Origin of the sequence: Corynebacterium sp., from assembly GCF_030538285.1 — a bacterium.
GTDB lineage: Bacteria > Actinomycetota > Actinomycetes > Mycobacteriales > Mycobacteriaceae > Corynebacterium.
In genome coordinates this window covers 51,284-64,849 of the sequence record NZ_JAUNUG010000001.1, presented here as the reverse complement: position 1 = coordinate 64,849, position 13,566 = coordinate 51,284, and the positions used below count along the sequence as shown (strand labels likewise).

Below are 13,566 nucleotides of genomic sequence, written 5' to 3'. Positions count from 1 at the left end.
TCTATCCGCTGGTCAACGCTACAGCATGAGGCCCTCAGGAGCTGATCTGGAAGCTCCCGCCCTGCGGGTCAGCGACCGTCGCGATCCGTCCGAAAGGAGTGTCCATCGGCCCATCCAACACGGTCCCGCCAAGCTCCCGGAGCTTCTCGACGCTCGCGTCCACATCCTCGACCGCAATATAAGCCCGCCAAAAGCTGGGCACCCCGGGAGCTAGGAAACGATCGGCCTCGCAGAGCCCGGCAGCCTGCGTGGAACCATAGCGAATGTCCCCGCTAGGCTGCTCCGCCGGCTGGCCGTCCTCCCCGATATAACCGATGCCCCACCCGAAGACCTCCCGGTAAAAGGGCTCGGCAGCGTCATAGTCGCGGGCCATCACCTCGAACCAGGCAGGGAAGCCAGGACCGTTGTCACGGACAAAACCCGCGAAGCTCCCCGGCTCCCACAGTCCCAGCCCTGCCCCGGCGGGGTCAAAGATGACCGCCATGCGGCCCAGATCACCAACGCCCATCGCCGGGACGACGACGGTGCCGCCGTGTTCGGCGACCGCCTCGAGCGCAGCGTCGAGGTCGTCGACCTTGAGGTAGATGGTCCAGGCGGTGGGGTACTGCGGTTCCTCGGTGGGGCCGTCCGGGCCCATGAGCGAGCTCATCGCCCCGCCGACGGGCTGACCGTCGCGCATGATCATGTGATAGCCGCCGTATTCCTCACCCTGGTGCTCAAAGTCCCAACCGAGGACTTCACGGTAGAAGGTAGCTGCGGCCTCGATGTTGTCGGTGGACAGATCCATCCAGACGGGATCGCCGTGATTGATGGTCATTACGGAGTCCTCTCCTTGAGGGGATGCGCCACAACTGTGCGCGCGGTCACAATCCTACTCCCCGGAGCAGACGGAAAAGGACCACCCGTAGGTGGTCCCAGTGGTGCGCCCGGAGGGATTCGAACCCCCAACCTTCTGATCCGTAGTCAGATGCTCTATCCGTTGAGCTACGGGCGCGCGGAGACGAGAGGATTCGAACCTCCGGCCCGCCGCAAAGCAGGCAACTCCTTAGCAGGGAGCCCCATTCGGCCGCTCTGGCACGTCTCCAGTCACACGCGCAAACGGTGCAACTGCAGGAATCCTACCCGCCCGGCCACCTGCAAGCCAAACCGCCTACAATCAGCCGCATGATTCGTCCTGACCTAGCCGCCCTGCCCGCTTATGTTCCCGGGAAGGCCCAGCCGGACGCGCTGAAACTGTCCTCCAACGAGGTGTCCACAGCCCCGCTCCCGGCGGCGGCGGAGGCCATGGCGCAGGCCGCCGCGAACGCCAACCGTTACCCGGACATGTTCTCCACCCAGCTGAAGCAGGCTCTGGCGGAGCATCTGGATCTGCCGGTCGGACACGTGGCGGTGGGTTGCGGTTCCTCAGCGCTGTGCCAACAGTTGGTGCAGATCACCGCCGGTGCGGGCGATGAGATCGTCTTCGCGTGGCGCAGCTTCGAGGCGTACCCGATCTTTGCCCAGGTGGTCGGCGCGACTCCGGTGCCGGTCCCGCTTCTCGACGACGGCCGCCACGACCTACCCACCATGGTCGCGAAGATCACCGAGAAGACGAAGCTCATCTTCCTGTGCAACCCGAATAACCCCTCGGGTGCGGTGATCACGCAGGCGGAGTTCGATGAATTCATGGCGCAGGTCCCCGAGGATGTCATCGTGGGCCTGGATGAGGCGTATTTCGAGTACAACCGGGCGGAAGACACGGTGGTGGGTACGGAGGCCGTCGCAAAGCACCCTAATGTGGTGGCGATGCGCACCTTCTCCAAGGCTTATGGCCTGGCCGGCGTGCGGGTGGGCTACGCGTTCGGCAACCCGGAGATCATCGGCGCGCTGGACAAGGTATGCATCCCCTTCGGCGTCAATGCCGTCGCCCAGGCTGGCGCCCTGGCCAGCCTGGATAGCGCCGATGAACTGCTGGAACGCACCGAGGAGACCGTTGAGCAGCGCGACCGCGTCGCCGACGCCCTCGGCGCCCGCCGTAGTCAGGCGAACTTCATCTGGCTGCCGGGCGTGGACTCCGTCGACGTCGCCGAGCGGCTCGCCGCGCAGGGTGTGCTGGTCCGCGCCTTCCCCGAGGGCGTGCGCATCACCGTGACCACGCAGGCCGAGGCCGACCAGCTCCTGGCGGCCTGGCAGAAGGCAGGTCTGTGATGTTCCGACTACTGCTGAGCATCATCACCACGGCGATTGCGCTGTTCTTTGTGACCCGCATCGTGCCCGGAATCTCTGTCGAACCAGCGGATGATCCCTGGGCGTTTATCTGGGTGGCGTTGCTGTTTATGGCGGTCAACGCCGTGATCAGCCCCATCGCGCATGCGATAGGCACGCCGCTGACCGTCCTCACCCTGGGGCTGTTCGCCCTAGTGATCAACGCCCTACTGTTCCTGTTGACCGGTTGGCTTTCCGCGGCGCTGGGCCTGGGTCTGCAGGTCGACGGCTTCACTTCCGCTTTCATCGGCGCCCTCGTCATGGGCGTGGCCACCTGGGTGATCGGGCTGGTCACCCCGAAGGTTTAGCCCCCGGCGAAAGGCGGCAGCACATCGACCCGCGATGCTCCCTCCAACGGGGTGTCGCGGGTCGAATGGCGTCCGTCGACGAGGAAGGTGCAGCGTTCCAGCACCTCAGCGAAGCTCATGCCGGCGTCGGTGTGGCCGGTGTGGGCGGTAGCGCGGGCGTCGAGAAGCTCCCCGAGGGTGGCGGGGATAACGTCCACGGTTTCAGAGGCGCATCCGGCGGCGGCCCGGGCGGCCGCGAAATAGTGAATTTCCACGGTTCCAGTCTGCATTATTATGGGCCTCATGCGCACCCCTGAGGACCACGCCGCCGCCATCGCCGCCGTGCTGCCCGTGCGCGGCACCGAGTTTGTGCCGCTCGGCGAGGCCCTCGGCCGGGTGCTCGCCGCGCCATTCCAGGCAGTGGCCGACTCCCCACTCTTCGACAATTCGCAGATGGACGGTTTCGCTCTACCTTCGACCGGGGGCACCTACGAGGTCGGCCCCACTATCGCCGCCGGTCAGGACCCGGACGAGCTCTACCCGCGGGGCCTGGGCGGGCGGGCGGCACCGATCATGACGGGCGCGCGCCTCCCCCGCGGCACGGTCGCCGTCGTCGCCGTCGAGACCTGTGAGCCACCGGAGTTCCCCGAGCCGGGTGCGCAGTTGCGCACCCCCTCCGCCCCGGCAGGCCAGTTCATCCGCCGGGCTGGCGTCGATGTCACCGCAGGTCAACTGCTTATCGACGCCCCCCTCCCCCTCACCCCCCTCCACATCGGCGTCCTCGCCGGGCAGGGCATCGAGGAGGTGGAGGTGTACGAGCGGTCGAGCGTGCTGCTGTGCACGGGCGGCGCGGAGATCGGCGGGGCAGGGGCCGCGAGCATCCCGGATGTGAACACCCCGCTGCTGCGAGCGCTATGCGCTCGCGCCGGGATCGAGATGTGCGGGATCATCCGTACCGACGATGACCCGGACCTGCTGGTCAGGGCGCTGGAGGGGGGCGTCGAGAAGCATCAGCCGACCGCGATCATCACCTCCGGCGGCATCTCCGCCGGGAAGTTCGAGGTAGTCCGCCAGGTGCTGTGGGACGGCTGGTTCGGCAAGGTCGCGCAGCAGCCGGGCGGCCCGCAGGGCATCTCGACTTTCAGGGGCGTGCCGGTGATCTCCCTGCCGGGCAACCCGATCTCCACGCTCGTCAGCTTCCGGCTTTTCGTCGCCCCACTGCTCGGACACGCCCCCGCACCTGTCGAGGTGCCGCTGAGCGCCGATGCCCCCGGGCTGCCCGGCCGCGACCAGTTCCTCCGCGGCACCCACCATGCACGAGCCGTCCCCCTCGGGAGCGCCGGATCGCATTTCCTCGGCCAAGCCGCCGACGCCACCTGCCTCATCCGTATCCCCGCCGGTGGGCTGGCTGCCGGCGAGAACGTCACCGTATACCCGCTCTAAGGAGAACCCATGCGCACCGGTCTGGTCATCGTCGCCTCCACCCGCGCGGCCGCGGGCACCTATCAGGACCGTTCGGGCCCCATCGCCGTGGAGTTCCTCCGCGGGCTGGGACTGGACACCCCCGACGCCCGCGTGGTCGCCGACGTCGATTTTCCCGCGGCCGTCGAACAGGCCCTCGCCGAAGGGCCGGCGGTGCTGCTCACCTCGGGCGGCACCGGCGTCACACCCGACGACCAGACGGTCGACGTGGTGACCCCGCTGCTGGACCGCGAGCTGCCCGGTATTGTCCACGCGTTTTTCACCCGCGGCCTGGAGTCCACCCCGACGGCCGTGCTCTCACGGGCGGTGGCCGGCATCGCCGGTCGGACATTCATCATGACGCTGCCCGGGTCCACCGGCGGCGTCCGCGACGGCTGCGCCGTCCTCGCCCCGCTCCTCCCCCACCTTCTCGACCAGCTGGAAGGCCACCATGACCACTGATCCCGCCTACGTTGCCGAGCAGACCGGCCAGGTCATCGCCGCTTTCATGACCACCGACCCCCTCGAACCGCTCATCCCGCAGGCCCGCGCCGCCACCCTCACCGACGCCATGGGCGCGCTCGTCTTCTTTGAGGGGGTAGTGCGCGACCACGACGGCGGGCAGCGCGTGCGCACCCTGACCTACACTGCCCACCCCAGTGCCGATGAGGTGATCAGGGAGGTGACGCGCGGGGTTATCGATAAGCATCCTGACGTGCGCTTATGGACAGCCCACCGCACGGGCCCCCTCCACATCGGTGACACCGCCTTCGTCGTCCTCGCGGCCGCCGCCCACCGGGGCGCCGCCTTCGCCGCCGCCTCTGAACTAGCGGACTGCGTCAAGGCGGAGGTTCCGATCTGGAAGGAACAAGAGCTTTCCGACGGCACCTCCCAGTGGGTGGGGCTGGAATGAGCCGCTACCTGCGCCAGGAGACCCTCATCGGGGACCGCCAACAACTGCTTATCGACGCCCACGTCGCCGTCGTCGGCGCGGGTGGTCTCGGCTCCCCCGCCCTGCTTTATCTTGCTGGGGCCGGGGTCGGGCGGATCACTGTCATCGACGACGACATCATCGAGACCTCCAACCTGCACCGCCAGGTCATCCACACCGACGAGCGGGTGGGCCAGTCGAAGGCGGCGTCGGCGCGGGAGTCGATGCTGGCGCTCAACCCGGAGGTGCAGGTGGACATCGTGACCGACCGCCTGACCTGGCCTGCTGCTCTGGAGGTGTTGGACGGTGCCGACGTGGTCCTCGACGGTGCCGACAACTTCCCCACCCGCCACGTCGTCTCCGCCGCCTGCGCCCGGCTGGGAATACCGCATGTGTGGGCCTCCATCCTGGGTTTCGACGCCCAGCTCTCCGTCTTCCACGCCGACCACGGCCCCGTCTACGAGGACCTCTTCCCCACCCCGCCCCCGCCCGGTTCCGTGCCCAACTGCGCGCAGGCCGGAGTGCTGGGGCCGGTGGTCGGCGTCGTCGGTTCCGCCCTGGCTGCGGAAGCATTGAAGCTGCTCACGGGCCTGGGCGAACCGCTGGTCGGCACCCTCGCCTACTACTCCTCCCTTAACGGCCGCTGGGAGTACATCCCCGTCGCCGGCTCCCCGGATACTGTCGCGCGGCTGCGCGCGGAGGGCCCACCCGTCAACGTCATCCCCGAGGTCACCAACATCCCCGCCGACGCCGTGCTTCTCGACGTCCGCGAACCCCACGAAGTCGCCCGCGGCACGATCCCCGGCGCGGTGTGCATCCCCCTGGGCGAGGTGCTGGCCGGCGCCGAGGTTCCGCCCGGTGGGCTGGTGGTCTACTGCGCCGCCGGGGTGCGTTCCGCGCAGGCGGTGCAGGCGTTGCTCGCCCGCGGCGTGCCCGCCGTGAGCCTGCGGGGCGGCTACGACAGGTGGGAGCAGGAACACGGCGCGTTGTGACGTACCCCTCTATGCCCCCAGACCCCCGCATTTGAGGGCCTGGAGGAGACGAAGGGGTACGCCACAACGCGAGGGTGCAGACAACAATGCCGCGGGACATACCCTGAGGTACGTCCCGCGGCATCACTTTGCGGAGACGGCGGGATTTGAACCCGCGGAGGTGTAACCCTCGCTGGTTTTCAAGACCAGTGCATTCGGCCGCTCTGCCACGTCTCCATGCCCGCTGTACTTTACCCGAGCCACCCCCGCACCTGGAATTTCCCTACCCTGGGATGCCATGAAGGCTATTCAATTGACCAATCCGGACGATCCCCGCTCCCTGGAACTCGTCGACACCGATCTCCCGCAGCTCAAGGACGGGGAGGTGTTGGTGAAGGTGCACGCCGCCGGTGTCAACCGCGCGGATCTCCTGCAGGCCAAGGGCCACTATCCGCCGCCGAAGGGGGCGTCGGAGATCATCGGCCTGGAGTGCGCGGGCGTCATCGAGGACCCGGGCACGACGGGCCGGAAGAAGGGCGAGGAGGTCGCCTGTCTGCTGTCCGGCGGTGCCTACGCCGAGTATGTGGAGGTGCCGGAGGGGCAGCTCATGCCGGTTCCGGAGGGTTATTCCCTGACGGAGGCGGCCGCGGTAGTGGAGGTTGCGTGCACCGCGTGGTCGAATCTGGGCATGCTCGCCGGGTTGCGCGAGGGCCAGACGGTACTCATCCATGGTGGGGCAGGTGGCGTGGGCACTTTTGCCATCCAGCTGTGCAAGCAGCTCGGCGCCACCGTCGCGGTGACCGCGGGCAGCGCCGAGAAGCTGGAAACGTGCCGTGAGCTGGGCGCGGACATCCTCATCAACTACAAGGAGCAGGATTTTTCCGAGGAGCTCAAGGGTCGGTGCGATGTCATCCTCGACATCATCGGCGCGAAGTACCTCAAGCAGAATCTCCGCGCCCTGGCGGAGGATGGCCAATTGGTCATCATCGGCATGCAGGGTGGCGTGAAGACGGAGATCAACCTCGGTGCGCTGCTGCCGCGGCGCCTGTCGATCCGCGGCACGACCCTGCGCGCCCGCTCCACGGAGGGCAAGGCGGAGGTTGTGCGTTCCACGTTGGAAAACGTCTGGCCCCTGCTTGCCGACGGCCGCATCACCCACCACATCCACGCTACTTTGCCGCTCGCGGAGGCCGCGGCGGCACATGAGCTGCTCGATTCCGGTGAGGTCACCGGCAAGGTCGTGCTTGAGGTTTAGGCCAGGGAGGCCACCACGCGGGTGAGGTGTTCGAGGTCGTGGCGGATGGTGAACGGGCTCAGTGAGACTGTCACAGCCCCGCCGACCTCGTCGACACCCATGTCCGTGGCCAGCTGGGATTCGGGCAGGATCGTGGTGACCAGGCTGTTGTCCAGCAGCCGCTGGTGCACGGTCGACGCGGGCACGCCGCGTACGGCGAAGGACAGGCGCGGGATCCGGTCCCCACGTCCGCCGTCGCCGGCTTCTCCGGACGCGCCGAGGATGTGTACGGCAGGCAGGGTTCCCAACAGCATGTGCAGGTCGGCCGCCAAGTCTGCGAGGTACTCACCCAGCTGCGTCATGGAACGCTGCAGGCGGGTGCGTCGGGTGCCACCGCCTTCGGCTAGCTCGGCGAGGTGATCCACCAGCGCGGGCACACCCCCCGCCAGGCCAGCCACAATCGGCATGGGCGGCAGGGGATCAATGCGCCGGAACATGGCCGGGTCACGGAACACCAGTGCCGCGATGGGTGGCCCACCGAGTGCTGCAATGTCGAGGGCCACGATGTCCGCATCCCAGTCAGCCACGCTGAGGGGGCGATAGGGCAGGTAGGCGGTGGCGTCGATAAGCACCCACGCCCGGGAGCGGGAGCGGGTGAGCTCTACGATATCCGCGACCGGCGCCACGGTACCCAGGTGCGGGTGCGCCGCCGACAACGCCACGAGGCGAGTCGAGCCATCCACCAACTCGCGGTACTGCGACGCCGGGAGCGCCCCGGTGCCCAGATCCGGCTGGGCGTATCGGACCGCGCCACCGAGTTCGGCGAAAGGCCCGGTCAACGCCGGATCATCAAGGCCAGAGAGCACCAGCGAAGAGGTCCGGCGCAGCAATGGCCGCATCGCCTGGGCCAACCGCAGGTACAGCACGGAGAGGTCGGGGCCGAGGATGACACGATCTGGGGTAACAGCGCACAGGTCGGCGACGGCGCGACGGGCATCGTCGATAAGCGAGGCGCCCTGCAAGGAACCCGGCGCCGCCAGACGAGAATGCGAACCAGAAGACTGCTCCGTCTCCGCGAGCACCGGGGCGCGCCGAAACGCGCGGGACACCGCCACCGACACCCTCTCGGGGATCTGCGGGCACTGATGCGCGTTGAGATAGGTCCAACCGTCGCCGAGGGACAGGTACTGTCCACGCACCTTGGCGACATCCATGGCCATTGATCCTCCTCAACTCTCCTGCAAGACACGTCCGTTCAGTATGCCCCTTACCGGAGCCTAAAGCACCATCGCCCCCGAGAACACAGATGTGACATGAATCCCCTGGTAAAACAGCTTACACACAGGATTCACAGGTGGTGACTCGGCCGGGGCGGATGCCCACCATCGACGCCCACGGGGATAGGGTGGTCTGTGTGCAGGAACAATCGTCCACCCGAGAAGCTCTCCGCGCCGACGTCGCCCGGATGACGGCCGGCGTCGACACCGACCCGCCGGCCTCCCAGTCGAAGACCTTCGCCGCCGCCTGGCGCGACCTCGTCCGCGGCTTCCGCCAACACGAGCTGTGGCTCCAGCTGGGCTGGCAGGACATCAAACAGCGCTACCGCCGCTCCACGCTGGGCCCGCTGTGGATCACCATCGCCACCGGTGTCATGGCACTGGCCCTGGGTCTTCTGTACTCCATGCTCTTCCAGCTGCCGCTGGCTGATTTCCTGCCGCACGTCACCGTCGGCCTGATCATGTGGGGCTTTATTTCCGGATGCATCAAAGACGGCGCCGAGATCTTCATCGACAACGAGGGCCTGATCAAACAGCTCCCCTCCGCGCTATCGGTGCACGTCTACCGGCTGGTGTGGCGCCAGGCCCTGTTCCTCGCGCACAACCTGGTCATCTGGGCAGTGCTCATGATGATCTTCCCGCGCCCCCTTGGCTGGGACCTGCTGCTGGCCATTCCCGCGATGGCGCTGCTCATCCTCAACGGCGTGTGGGTGACCATGTTCTTCGGCATCGTGGCCACCCGCTACCGCGATGTCGCCCCGCTGCTGGAGGCCATGGTGCAACTACTGTTCTACGTCACCCCCATCGTGTGGACGACGCAGACCCTCAAGGAGCAGGGCGGCGAGATCGCCCAGCGCGCGCTGCTCGCGGAGATCAACCCGCTGTACCACTACATGGAGATCATCCGCGCCCCCATGATCGGCCAGCCCCTGGCCGCCTACCACTGGTGGATCGTCCTGGCCTGCACGGCCGTGGGCCTGATCCTGGCCCTGCTCGCCATGAAGCAGTGGCGTTTCCGCGTGAGCTACTGGGTCTAGGAGGACTTCCATGGTTTCCATCGACACCTACAACGCGTGCGTTGACTTCCCCATTTTCGACGCCAAATCCCGCTCCATGAAGAAGGCCTTCCTGGCCACCGCAGGTGGCGCGATCGGCCGCAACTCCGACAACACTGTCGTCGTGGAGGCGCTGAAGAACATCAACCTCCACCTGCGGGAGGGCGATCGCGTCGGCCTCGTCGGCCATAACGGCGCCGGCAAGTCCACGCTGCTGCGCCTGCTGTCCGGCATCTACGAGCCGACGCGCGGCTCCGCGGACATCCGCGGCCGCGTCGCCCCGGTCTTCGACCTCGGCGTCGGCATGGACCCGGAGATCTCGGGGTATGAGAACATCATCATCCGCGGCCTCTTCCTCGGCCAGACGCGCAAGCAGATGAAGGCGAAGATCGACGAGATCGCCGAATTCTCCGAGCTCGGCGAGTACCTCAACATGCCGCTGCGCACCTACTCCACCGGCATGCGCGTGCGCCTGGCCCTGGGCGTGGTCACCTCCATCGAACCCGAGATCCTGCTTCTCGACGAAGGCATCGGCGCCGTCGACGCCGCCTTCATGGCCAAGGCCCGCGTCCGCCTCCAGGAGCTGGTGAAGCGCTCCGGCATTCTCGTCTTCGCCTCCCACTCCAACGACTTCCTCGCGCAGCTGTGCAATACCGCCCTGTGGATCGACCACGGGGAGATCCGCTCCGCGGGGCTTGTCGACGAAGTCGTAGAGAACTACGAGGGCAAGGGCGCCGGTGACTACGTCCGCCGGTTGCTGCAGCGCTTCGACGAGGAGGGGTCGGACGGCTCCGGGAGGTAGATCGCCGTGCAGTATGCCGATTTTCAGGCCTGCAAAATCCCCCTACTGCACGGCGATCTACCTCTCCTCCCTCTATGCTGTGCCCCGAGGGGGAACTCATGGAATTAGAGAGCAATCAGGTCGTTGATTCCGCCACACTGCGGGGACAGGGGCTGAGTCAGAGACAAATCGAGAGGCTGGTCCTCGCGGGCCATCTGCACCGCGTGGAGCAGGGGGTGTTCACCACTTCCCGGCCCGGGGGGAAGCTGCTGTTGCGAGCGCTCGCGCACCGGCGCCCCGGCCTGGTCTTCACTGGTCACACAGCCCTGCAGTTGCGCCGGGAAGGCACCATCACCTTGCCCGTGCAGGCAATTACTGCCGTCGGCCACTCCGGCCACTCATCGTCGAAACTCAGCCTGGTCCGCCGCAAGGATATCCAGCACGAGATGGTCGCGGGTTTCCGGGTGACCTCGCGCGCGGTGGCGGTGGCGGATGCAGACGGGGTCACTGACGCAGAACTCATCGCCTATCTGGAGGCAGAGTTCTCAGGGAAGGAAGGCAAGGAGGCTCTGGCTGCGGAGGTCGCGGTGATGCCGCGGGTTCCGGCGCGGTTCCACCGGCTGGTGGCCCACGCGGCGATCGGGGCAGATAGCGAGGCGGAGCGGGAGGTGGCGCGGGCGCTCATCGCGGAAGGTCTCGTCATCGAGCAGAACTATTTCCTCGGGCACTACTACTTCGACATTCTCATTCCGCACGCGAAGCTCATCGTGGAGATCGATGGCTACCGGTTCCATAACGCGGAGAGCTGGGAGTCCTTCGTCCAGGACCGGTGGAAGGCGAACCTGGCGACCCGCCACGGCTACCGGGTGCTGCGCTATTCGGGCAGTTGCGTGAAACATCACCTGGAGCCGGTGGTGGAGCAGATCGTGGCGGTCGTCGAGGAGTCGCCGGAGCAGCTGGTCACGGAGCGGCTTCCGGTGTGGAAGTGGCACCACGTGTTCACCAGAGGCCCCGCGTGGTGGGGTGGGGACTAGACTAACCCCATGCCCACCACCATTCCTCACCTCACCCGCAACGACCGTGTCGCGGCGGTGATTGTCACCCATAAGCGCGTGGAGTTGCTGCGCGCCTCGTTGGAGCAGGTGGTGAGTCAGTCGCACCCGGTCGAGTGGGTGATTGTGGTGGATAACGGGTGTGAGGCAAGCGTCGAGAAGCTCGTGGAGGAGCTGGCGGGTGAGCGCGCGGTGTATCTGCCGAGTCGCACGAACCTGGGCGGGGCCGGTGGTTTCGCGTACGGGTTCCTCACGGCGTTGGCCCTGGGGGCGGACGCGATCTGGTGTGCGGATGATGATGGTCGTCCGGCAGATGCTCGCGTCCTCGAGACGCTTATCGACGTCGCCGTCACCCACCGTCTCCACGAAGTGTCACCGGTGGTGTGCAACATTGATGATCCGGAGAAGTTGGCGTTCCCGCTGCGGCAGGGGCTGGTGTGGCGGCGGCGTCGCGAAGAACTCGAGGGCGAGGTCGTCGAGGGGATCGCGAGTTTGTTTAATGGCGCGCTGATTAAGGCACGCGCGATGGAGATCATCGGTGTGCCCGACTATCGCCTGTTCATCCGGGGCGACGAGGTGGAATACCACCGCCGGCTGGTGCGCTCGGGCCTGCGCTTCGGCACGGCCCTGAACACGGCTTATCTGCACCCGGACGGCTCGGATGAGTTCAAACCGATCCTGGGTGGGAAGATGCACACGCAGTACCCGGATAACGCCGCCAAGCGCTATTTCACCTACCGCAATCGCGGCTACATCATGAGCCAGCCCGGCATGCGGAAGCTGCTGCCCCAGGAGTACGCGCGTTTCGGCTGGTTCTTCCTGGTGCAGGAGAAGGATCCGAAGGGGTTTTTCGAGTGGCTCAAACTGCACCGCCAGGGGCGCAATGAGCGGTTCACCAGGCCTTAGCGGAAGATGAACACCCGCTGCACGATGAAGTTGATCACGGTGGCGGTGCCCTGCGCGATGACGAAGGCGACGAGGATGGCCAGGGAGTCGTTCCAGTCCCAGCCGGTGAGCAGGCGGTAGAGCACGGCGTGCAGGCCGACGTTGACGAAGTAGGTCAGCGTGTACAGGCCGGCGACCATGAGGAAGCGGCGCATCGACGGCTGGGCCTGGAAGGTCCAACGGCGGTTGATCAGGTACGCGGTGGTGGTGCCGAAGATGAAGCCGACGGAACGGGCCAGGACGGGACCGGCGCCGAAGAAGATCTGCAGGATCCAGGTGAGCCCGAGGTCGACGACGGCGGAGATAACACCGGAGATGATGAACCGGCTGGCCTGGGTCTGCAGGCTCATGCCGGTGATCTCGACCTCAGGGGCGTCGGCATGGGATTCGTGGGGTGTGGACACGATGTAACAGCCTATCCGCTGAGCAGACAGCGGTAGATGTCGAGCCGGTCGACGGGGGATTTGGCGTGTTCGCCGTAGCCACCGACGTCGGCGAGCAGGGTGAGGGATTCAAGGCAGAGCTGACGGATGCGGGCGCCGCTGAGCGGGGTGGAGTCATCGTCCTCCCAGCCGAGGGCGGCCATGGTGGTTTCCAGGACGTGGTTACCCAGCTGTTCATCGCCCATGCAGGCCAGGGCGAGAACCACGGTCCAGAAGGCGTCACGGGCGGCGGGGTCGTTTTCGACCGGCAAACGGCGCAGCAGCTCGACGGTCCCCCGGGCCAGGTCGGGATCGCGGGAGAGATCGAGTGCCTGCAGGAGGGGGACAAAGTCGAAGATGCCGGAGCGGGTGAGCACGTCGCGCACTTCCGGGCGGGTGGCCTCCAGCACGGCGCGGATGGTGGCGGTGCCGGTCAACGCGGCGTTGATCTCGGCGAGGTCGAAGTCCCCGTTGCCGAAAGATCCGGATCCGCCGACACATAGGGCGCGTGGGGTGCCAGCATCGCGCGGATAGGAGTCGACCGCCCGCAGGGAGACATCCCACAGGCCGAAGTGGTAGCAGATTTCGTCCCCGGCTTGGGCGAGGTGATGGTGGATGGGGTCGGCGGCGTCGAGGCGTGCGTCCCGCTCGTCGGCGGGGGAAAAGTGCCAGGGCGTGGAGCCGGAGGCGGCGCGAAATCCGAAGGTGGTACCGAGGATGTCGTGGAGATCCGCCAGGTGGAGCGCGTCATTGAGGCCGATGTGGCGGTGGACCTCGGCGTCGGCCCGCACATTGGAGGCCTGGAGGATAACGGTGCGGGGTTGGCGTTCCCGCCGGGCGCGCACGGCCGTCAGGTCGACGACCTGGCCCGCGTGGCCTGCACCGTTGTTGGACATGCCACCAGGG

16 protein-coding genes and 3 tRNA genes are annotated in these 13,566 nt (G+C 66.9%); 11 read left to right on the top strand and 8 right to left on the bottom strand.

Features of this window, described 5'->3' with window-relative positions; genetic code table 11:
- Positions 1-34 precede the first annotated feature (34 nt).
- From Q4G50_RS00325 to Q4G50_RS00315, 3 genes are all read right to left on the bottom strand, one after another.
- Positions 35-817 carry a VOC family protein gene (locus Q4G50_RS00325; RefSeq protein WP_303375645.1) on the bottom strand — a complete coding sequence of 261 codons (783 nt, stop codon included), beginning with the start codon at positions 815-817 and terminating at the stop codon, positions 35-37.
- A gap of 101 nt (positions 818-918) precedes the next feature.
- Positions 919-994 (bottom strand) — tRNA-Arg (locus Q4G50_RS00320).
- 1 nt (position 995) lies between these two features.
- A tRNA-Ser gene (locus Q4G50_RS00315) sits at positions 996-1,084 on the bottom strand.
- Between the two features lie 80 nt (positions 1,085-1,164).
- Between Q4G50_RS00315 and Q4G50_RS00310 the strand changes: the two genes are divergently transcribed.
- On the top strand, positions 1,165-2,187 hold the full coding sequence (locus Q4G50_RS00310; RefSeq protein ID WP_303375644.1) for a pyridoxal phosphate-dependent aminotransferase: 1,023 nt from the start codon (positions 1,165-1,167) through the stop codon (positions 2,185-2,187).
- Positions 2,187-2,552 carry a phage holin family protein gene (locus tag Q4G50_RS00305; protein WP_303375643.1) on the top strand — a complete coding sequence of 122 codons (366 nt, stop codon included), beginning with the start codon at positions 2,187-2,189 and terminating at the stop codon, positions 2,550-2,552. The genes Q4G50_RS00310 and Q4G50_RS00305 overlap by 1 nt, the downstream gene beginning before the upstream one ends.
- Here the strand turns inward: Q4G50_RS00305 and Q4G50_RS00300 are convergent.
- Complete coding sequence (locus Q4G50_RS00300) at positions 2,549-2,821, bottom strand: MoaD/ThiS family protein (protein WP_303375642.1); 273 nt, start codon at positions 2,819-2,821, stop codon at positions 2,549-2,551. The genes Q4G50_RS00305 and Q4G50_RS00300 overlap by 4 nt on opposite strands.
- A gap of 13 nt (positions 2,822-2,834) precedes the next feature.
- Between Q4G50_RS00300 and Q4G50_RS00295 the strand changes: the two genes are divergently transcribed.
- From Q4G50_RS00295 to Q4G50_RS00280, 4 genes are read left to right on the top strand one after another with little or no spacing between them, the layout of a single operon-like run.
- Positions 2,835-3,974: a molybdopterin molybdotransferase MoeA gene (locus Q4G50_RS00295; protein ID WP_303375641.1), complete on the top strand. Its 1,140-nt coding sequence runs from the start codon at positions 2,835-2,837 to the stop codon at positions 3,972-3,974.
- Between the two features lie 9 nt (positions 3,975-3,983).
- Positions 3,984-4,454 (top strand): MogA/MoaB family molybdenum cofactor biosynthesis protein, encoded by a 471-nt coding sequence (locus Q4G50_RS00290; protein ID WP_303375640.1) that lies wholly within the window; start codon positions 3,984-3,986, stop codon positions 4,452-4,454.
- Complete coding sequence (locus tag Q4G50_RS00285; protein ID WP_303375639.1) at positions 4,444-4,905, top strand: molybdenum cofactor biosynthesis protein MoaE; 462 nt, start codon at positions 4,444-4,446, stop codon at positions 4,903-4,905. The genes Q4G50_RS00290 and Q4G50_RS00285 overlap by 11 nt, the downstream gene beginning before the upstream one ends.
- Positions 4,902-5,915 (top strand): ThiF family adenylyltransferase, encoded by a 1,014-nt coding sequence (locus tag Q4G50_RS00280; RefSeq protein WP_303375638.1) that lies wholly within the window; start codon positions 4,902-4,904, stop codon positions 5,913-5,915. The genes Q4G50_RS00285 and Q4G50_RS00280 overlap by 4 nt, the downstream gene beginning before the upstream one ends.
- Before the next feature lie 131 nt (positions 5,916-6,046).
- Here Q4G50_RS00280 and Q4G50_RS00275 read toward each other — a convergent pair.
- A tRNA-Ser gene (locus Q4G50_RS00275) sits at positions 6,047-6,131 on the bottom strand.
- Positions 6,132-6,192: 61 nt separating this feature from the next.
- Here Q4G50_RS00275 and Q4G50_RS00270 point away from each other — a divergent pair.
- On the top strand, positions 6,193-7,149 hold the full coding sequence (locus Q4G50_RS00270; RefSeq protein WP_303375637.1) for an NAD(P)H-quinone oxidoreductase: 957 nt from the start codon (positions 6,193-6,195) through the stop codon (positions 7,147-7,149).
- Here Q4G50_RS00270 and Q4G50_RS00265 read toward each other — a convergent pair.
- The gene (locus Q4G50_RS00265) at positions 7,146-8,348 is read right to left on the bottom strand and encodes an aminotransferase class V-fold PLP-dependent enzyme (protein WP_303375636.1); all 1,203 of its coding nucleotides are present in this window, start codon (positions 8,346-8,348) and stop codon (positions 7,146-7,148) included. The genes Q4G50_RS00270 and Q4G50_RS00265 overlap by 4 nt on opposite strands.
- A 194-nt stretch (positions 8,349-8,542) precedes the next feature.
- Here Q4G50_RS00265 and Q4G50_RS00260 point away from each other — a divergent pair, with 194 nt between their 5' ends.
- From Q4G50_RS00260 to Q4G50_RS00245, 4 genes are all read left to right on the top strand, one after another.
- On the top strand, positions 8,543-9,442 hold the full coding sequence (locus tag Q4G50_RS00260) for an ABC transporter permease (protein ID WP_303375635.1): 900 nt from the start codon (positions 8,543-8,545) through the stop codon (positions 9,440-9,442).
- A gap of 10 nt (positions 9,443-9,452) precedes the next feature.
- A complete protein-coding gene (locus tag Q4G50_RS00255; RefSeq protein WP_303375634.1) occupies positions 9,453-10,262 on the top strand; it encodes an ABC transporter ATP-binding protein in 810 nt (269 codons plus the stop codon).
- A 98-nt stretch (positions 10,263-10,360) separates the two neighbouring features.
- A complete protein-coding gene (locus Q4G50_RS00250; RefSeq protein WP_303375633.1) occupies positions 10,361-11,275 on the top strand; it encodes a DUF559 domain-containing protein in 915 nt (304 codons plus the stop codon).
- Between the two features lie 21 nt (positions 11,276-11,296).
- Positions 11,297-12,199, top strand: coding sequence for a glycosyltransferase (locus Q4G50_RS00245; RefSeq protein ID WP_303375738.1), 903 nt, complete (start codon positions 11,297-11,299; stop codon positions 12,197-12,199).
- On the opposite strand, the gene Q4G50_RS00240 is transcribed toward Q4G50_RS00245, so the two are convergent.
- Together Q4G50_RS00240 and Q4G50_RS00235 are read right to left on the bottom strand one after the other, a co-directional pair.
- Positions 12,196-12,588 carry a GtrA family protein gene (locus tag Q4G50_RS00240; RefSeq protein WP_303375737.1) on the bottom strand — a complete coding sequence of 131 codons (393 nt, stop codon included), beginning with the start codon at positions 12,586-12,588 and terminating at the stop codon, positions 12,196-12,198. The genes Q4G50_RS00245 and Q4G50_RS00240 overlap by 4 nt on opposite strands.
- Before the next feature lie 65 nt (positions 12,589-12,653).
- Positions 12,654-13,556, bottom strand: coding sequence for a hypothetical protein (locus Q4G50_RS00235; RefSeq protein ID WP_303375632.1), 903 nt, complete (start codon positions 13,554-13,556; stop codon positions 12,654-12,656).
- Positions 13,557-13,566 lie beyond the last annotated feature (10 nt).

Coding starts and splice junctions, on each gene's coding strand:
- Q4G50_RS00235 (WP_303375632.1), bottom strand. CDS start 13,556: ATGTCCAACAACGGTGCAGGCCACGCGGGCCAGGTCGTCGACCTGACG.
- Q4G50_RS00240 (WP_303375737.1), bottom strand. CDS start 12,588: ATGAGCCTGCAGACCCAGGCCAGCCGGTTCATCATCTCCGGTGTTATC.
- Q4G50_RS00300 (WP_303375642.1), bottom strand. CDS start 2,821: ATGCAGACTGGAACCGTGGAAATTCACTATTTCGCGGCCGCCCGGGCC.
- Q4G50_RS00325 (WP_303375645.1), bottom strand. CDS start 817: ATGACCATCAATCACGGCGATCCCGTCTGGATGGATCTGTCCACCGAC.
- Q4G50_RS00265 (WP_303375636.1), bottom strand. CDS start 8,348: ATGGCCATGGATGTCGCCAAGGTGCGTGGACAGTACCTGTCCCTCGGC.
- Q4G50_RS00295 (WP_303375641.1), top strand. CDS start 2,835: ATGCGCACCCCTGAGGACCACGCCGCCGCCATCGCCGCCGTGCTGCCC.
- Q4G50_RS00305 (WP_303375643.1), top strand. CDS start 2,187: ATGTTCCGACTACTGCTGAGCATCATCACCACGGCGATTGCGCTGTTC.
- Q4G50_RS00280 (WP_303375638.1), top strand. CDS start 4,902: ATGAGCCGCTACCTGCGCCAGGAGACCCTCATCGGGGACCGCCAACAA.
- Q4G50_RS00250 (WP_303375633.1), top strand. CDS start 10,361: ATGGAATTAGAGAGCAATCAGGTCGTTGATTCCGCCACACTGCGGGGA.
- Q4G50_RS00285 (WP_303375639.1), top strand. CDS start 4,444: ATGACCACTGATCCCGCCTACGTTGCCGAGCAGACCGGCCAGGTCATC.
- Q4G50_RS00310 (WP_303375644.1), top strand. CDS start 1,165: ATGATTCGTCCTGACCTAGCCGCCCTGCCCGCTTATGTTCCCGGGAAG.
- Q4G50_RS00255 (WP_303375634.1), top strand. CDS start 9,453: ATGGTTTCCATCGACACCTACAACGCGTGCGTTGACTTCCCCATTTTC.
- Q4G50_RS00290 (WP_303375640.1), top strand. CDS start 3,984: ATGCGCACCGGTCTGGTCATCGTCGCCTCCACCCGCGCGGCCGCGGGC.
- Q4G50_RS00270 (WP_303375637.1), top strand. CDS start 6,193: ATGAAGGCTATTCAATTGACCAATCCGGACGATCCCCGCTCCCTGGAA.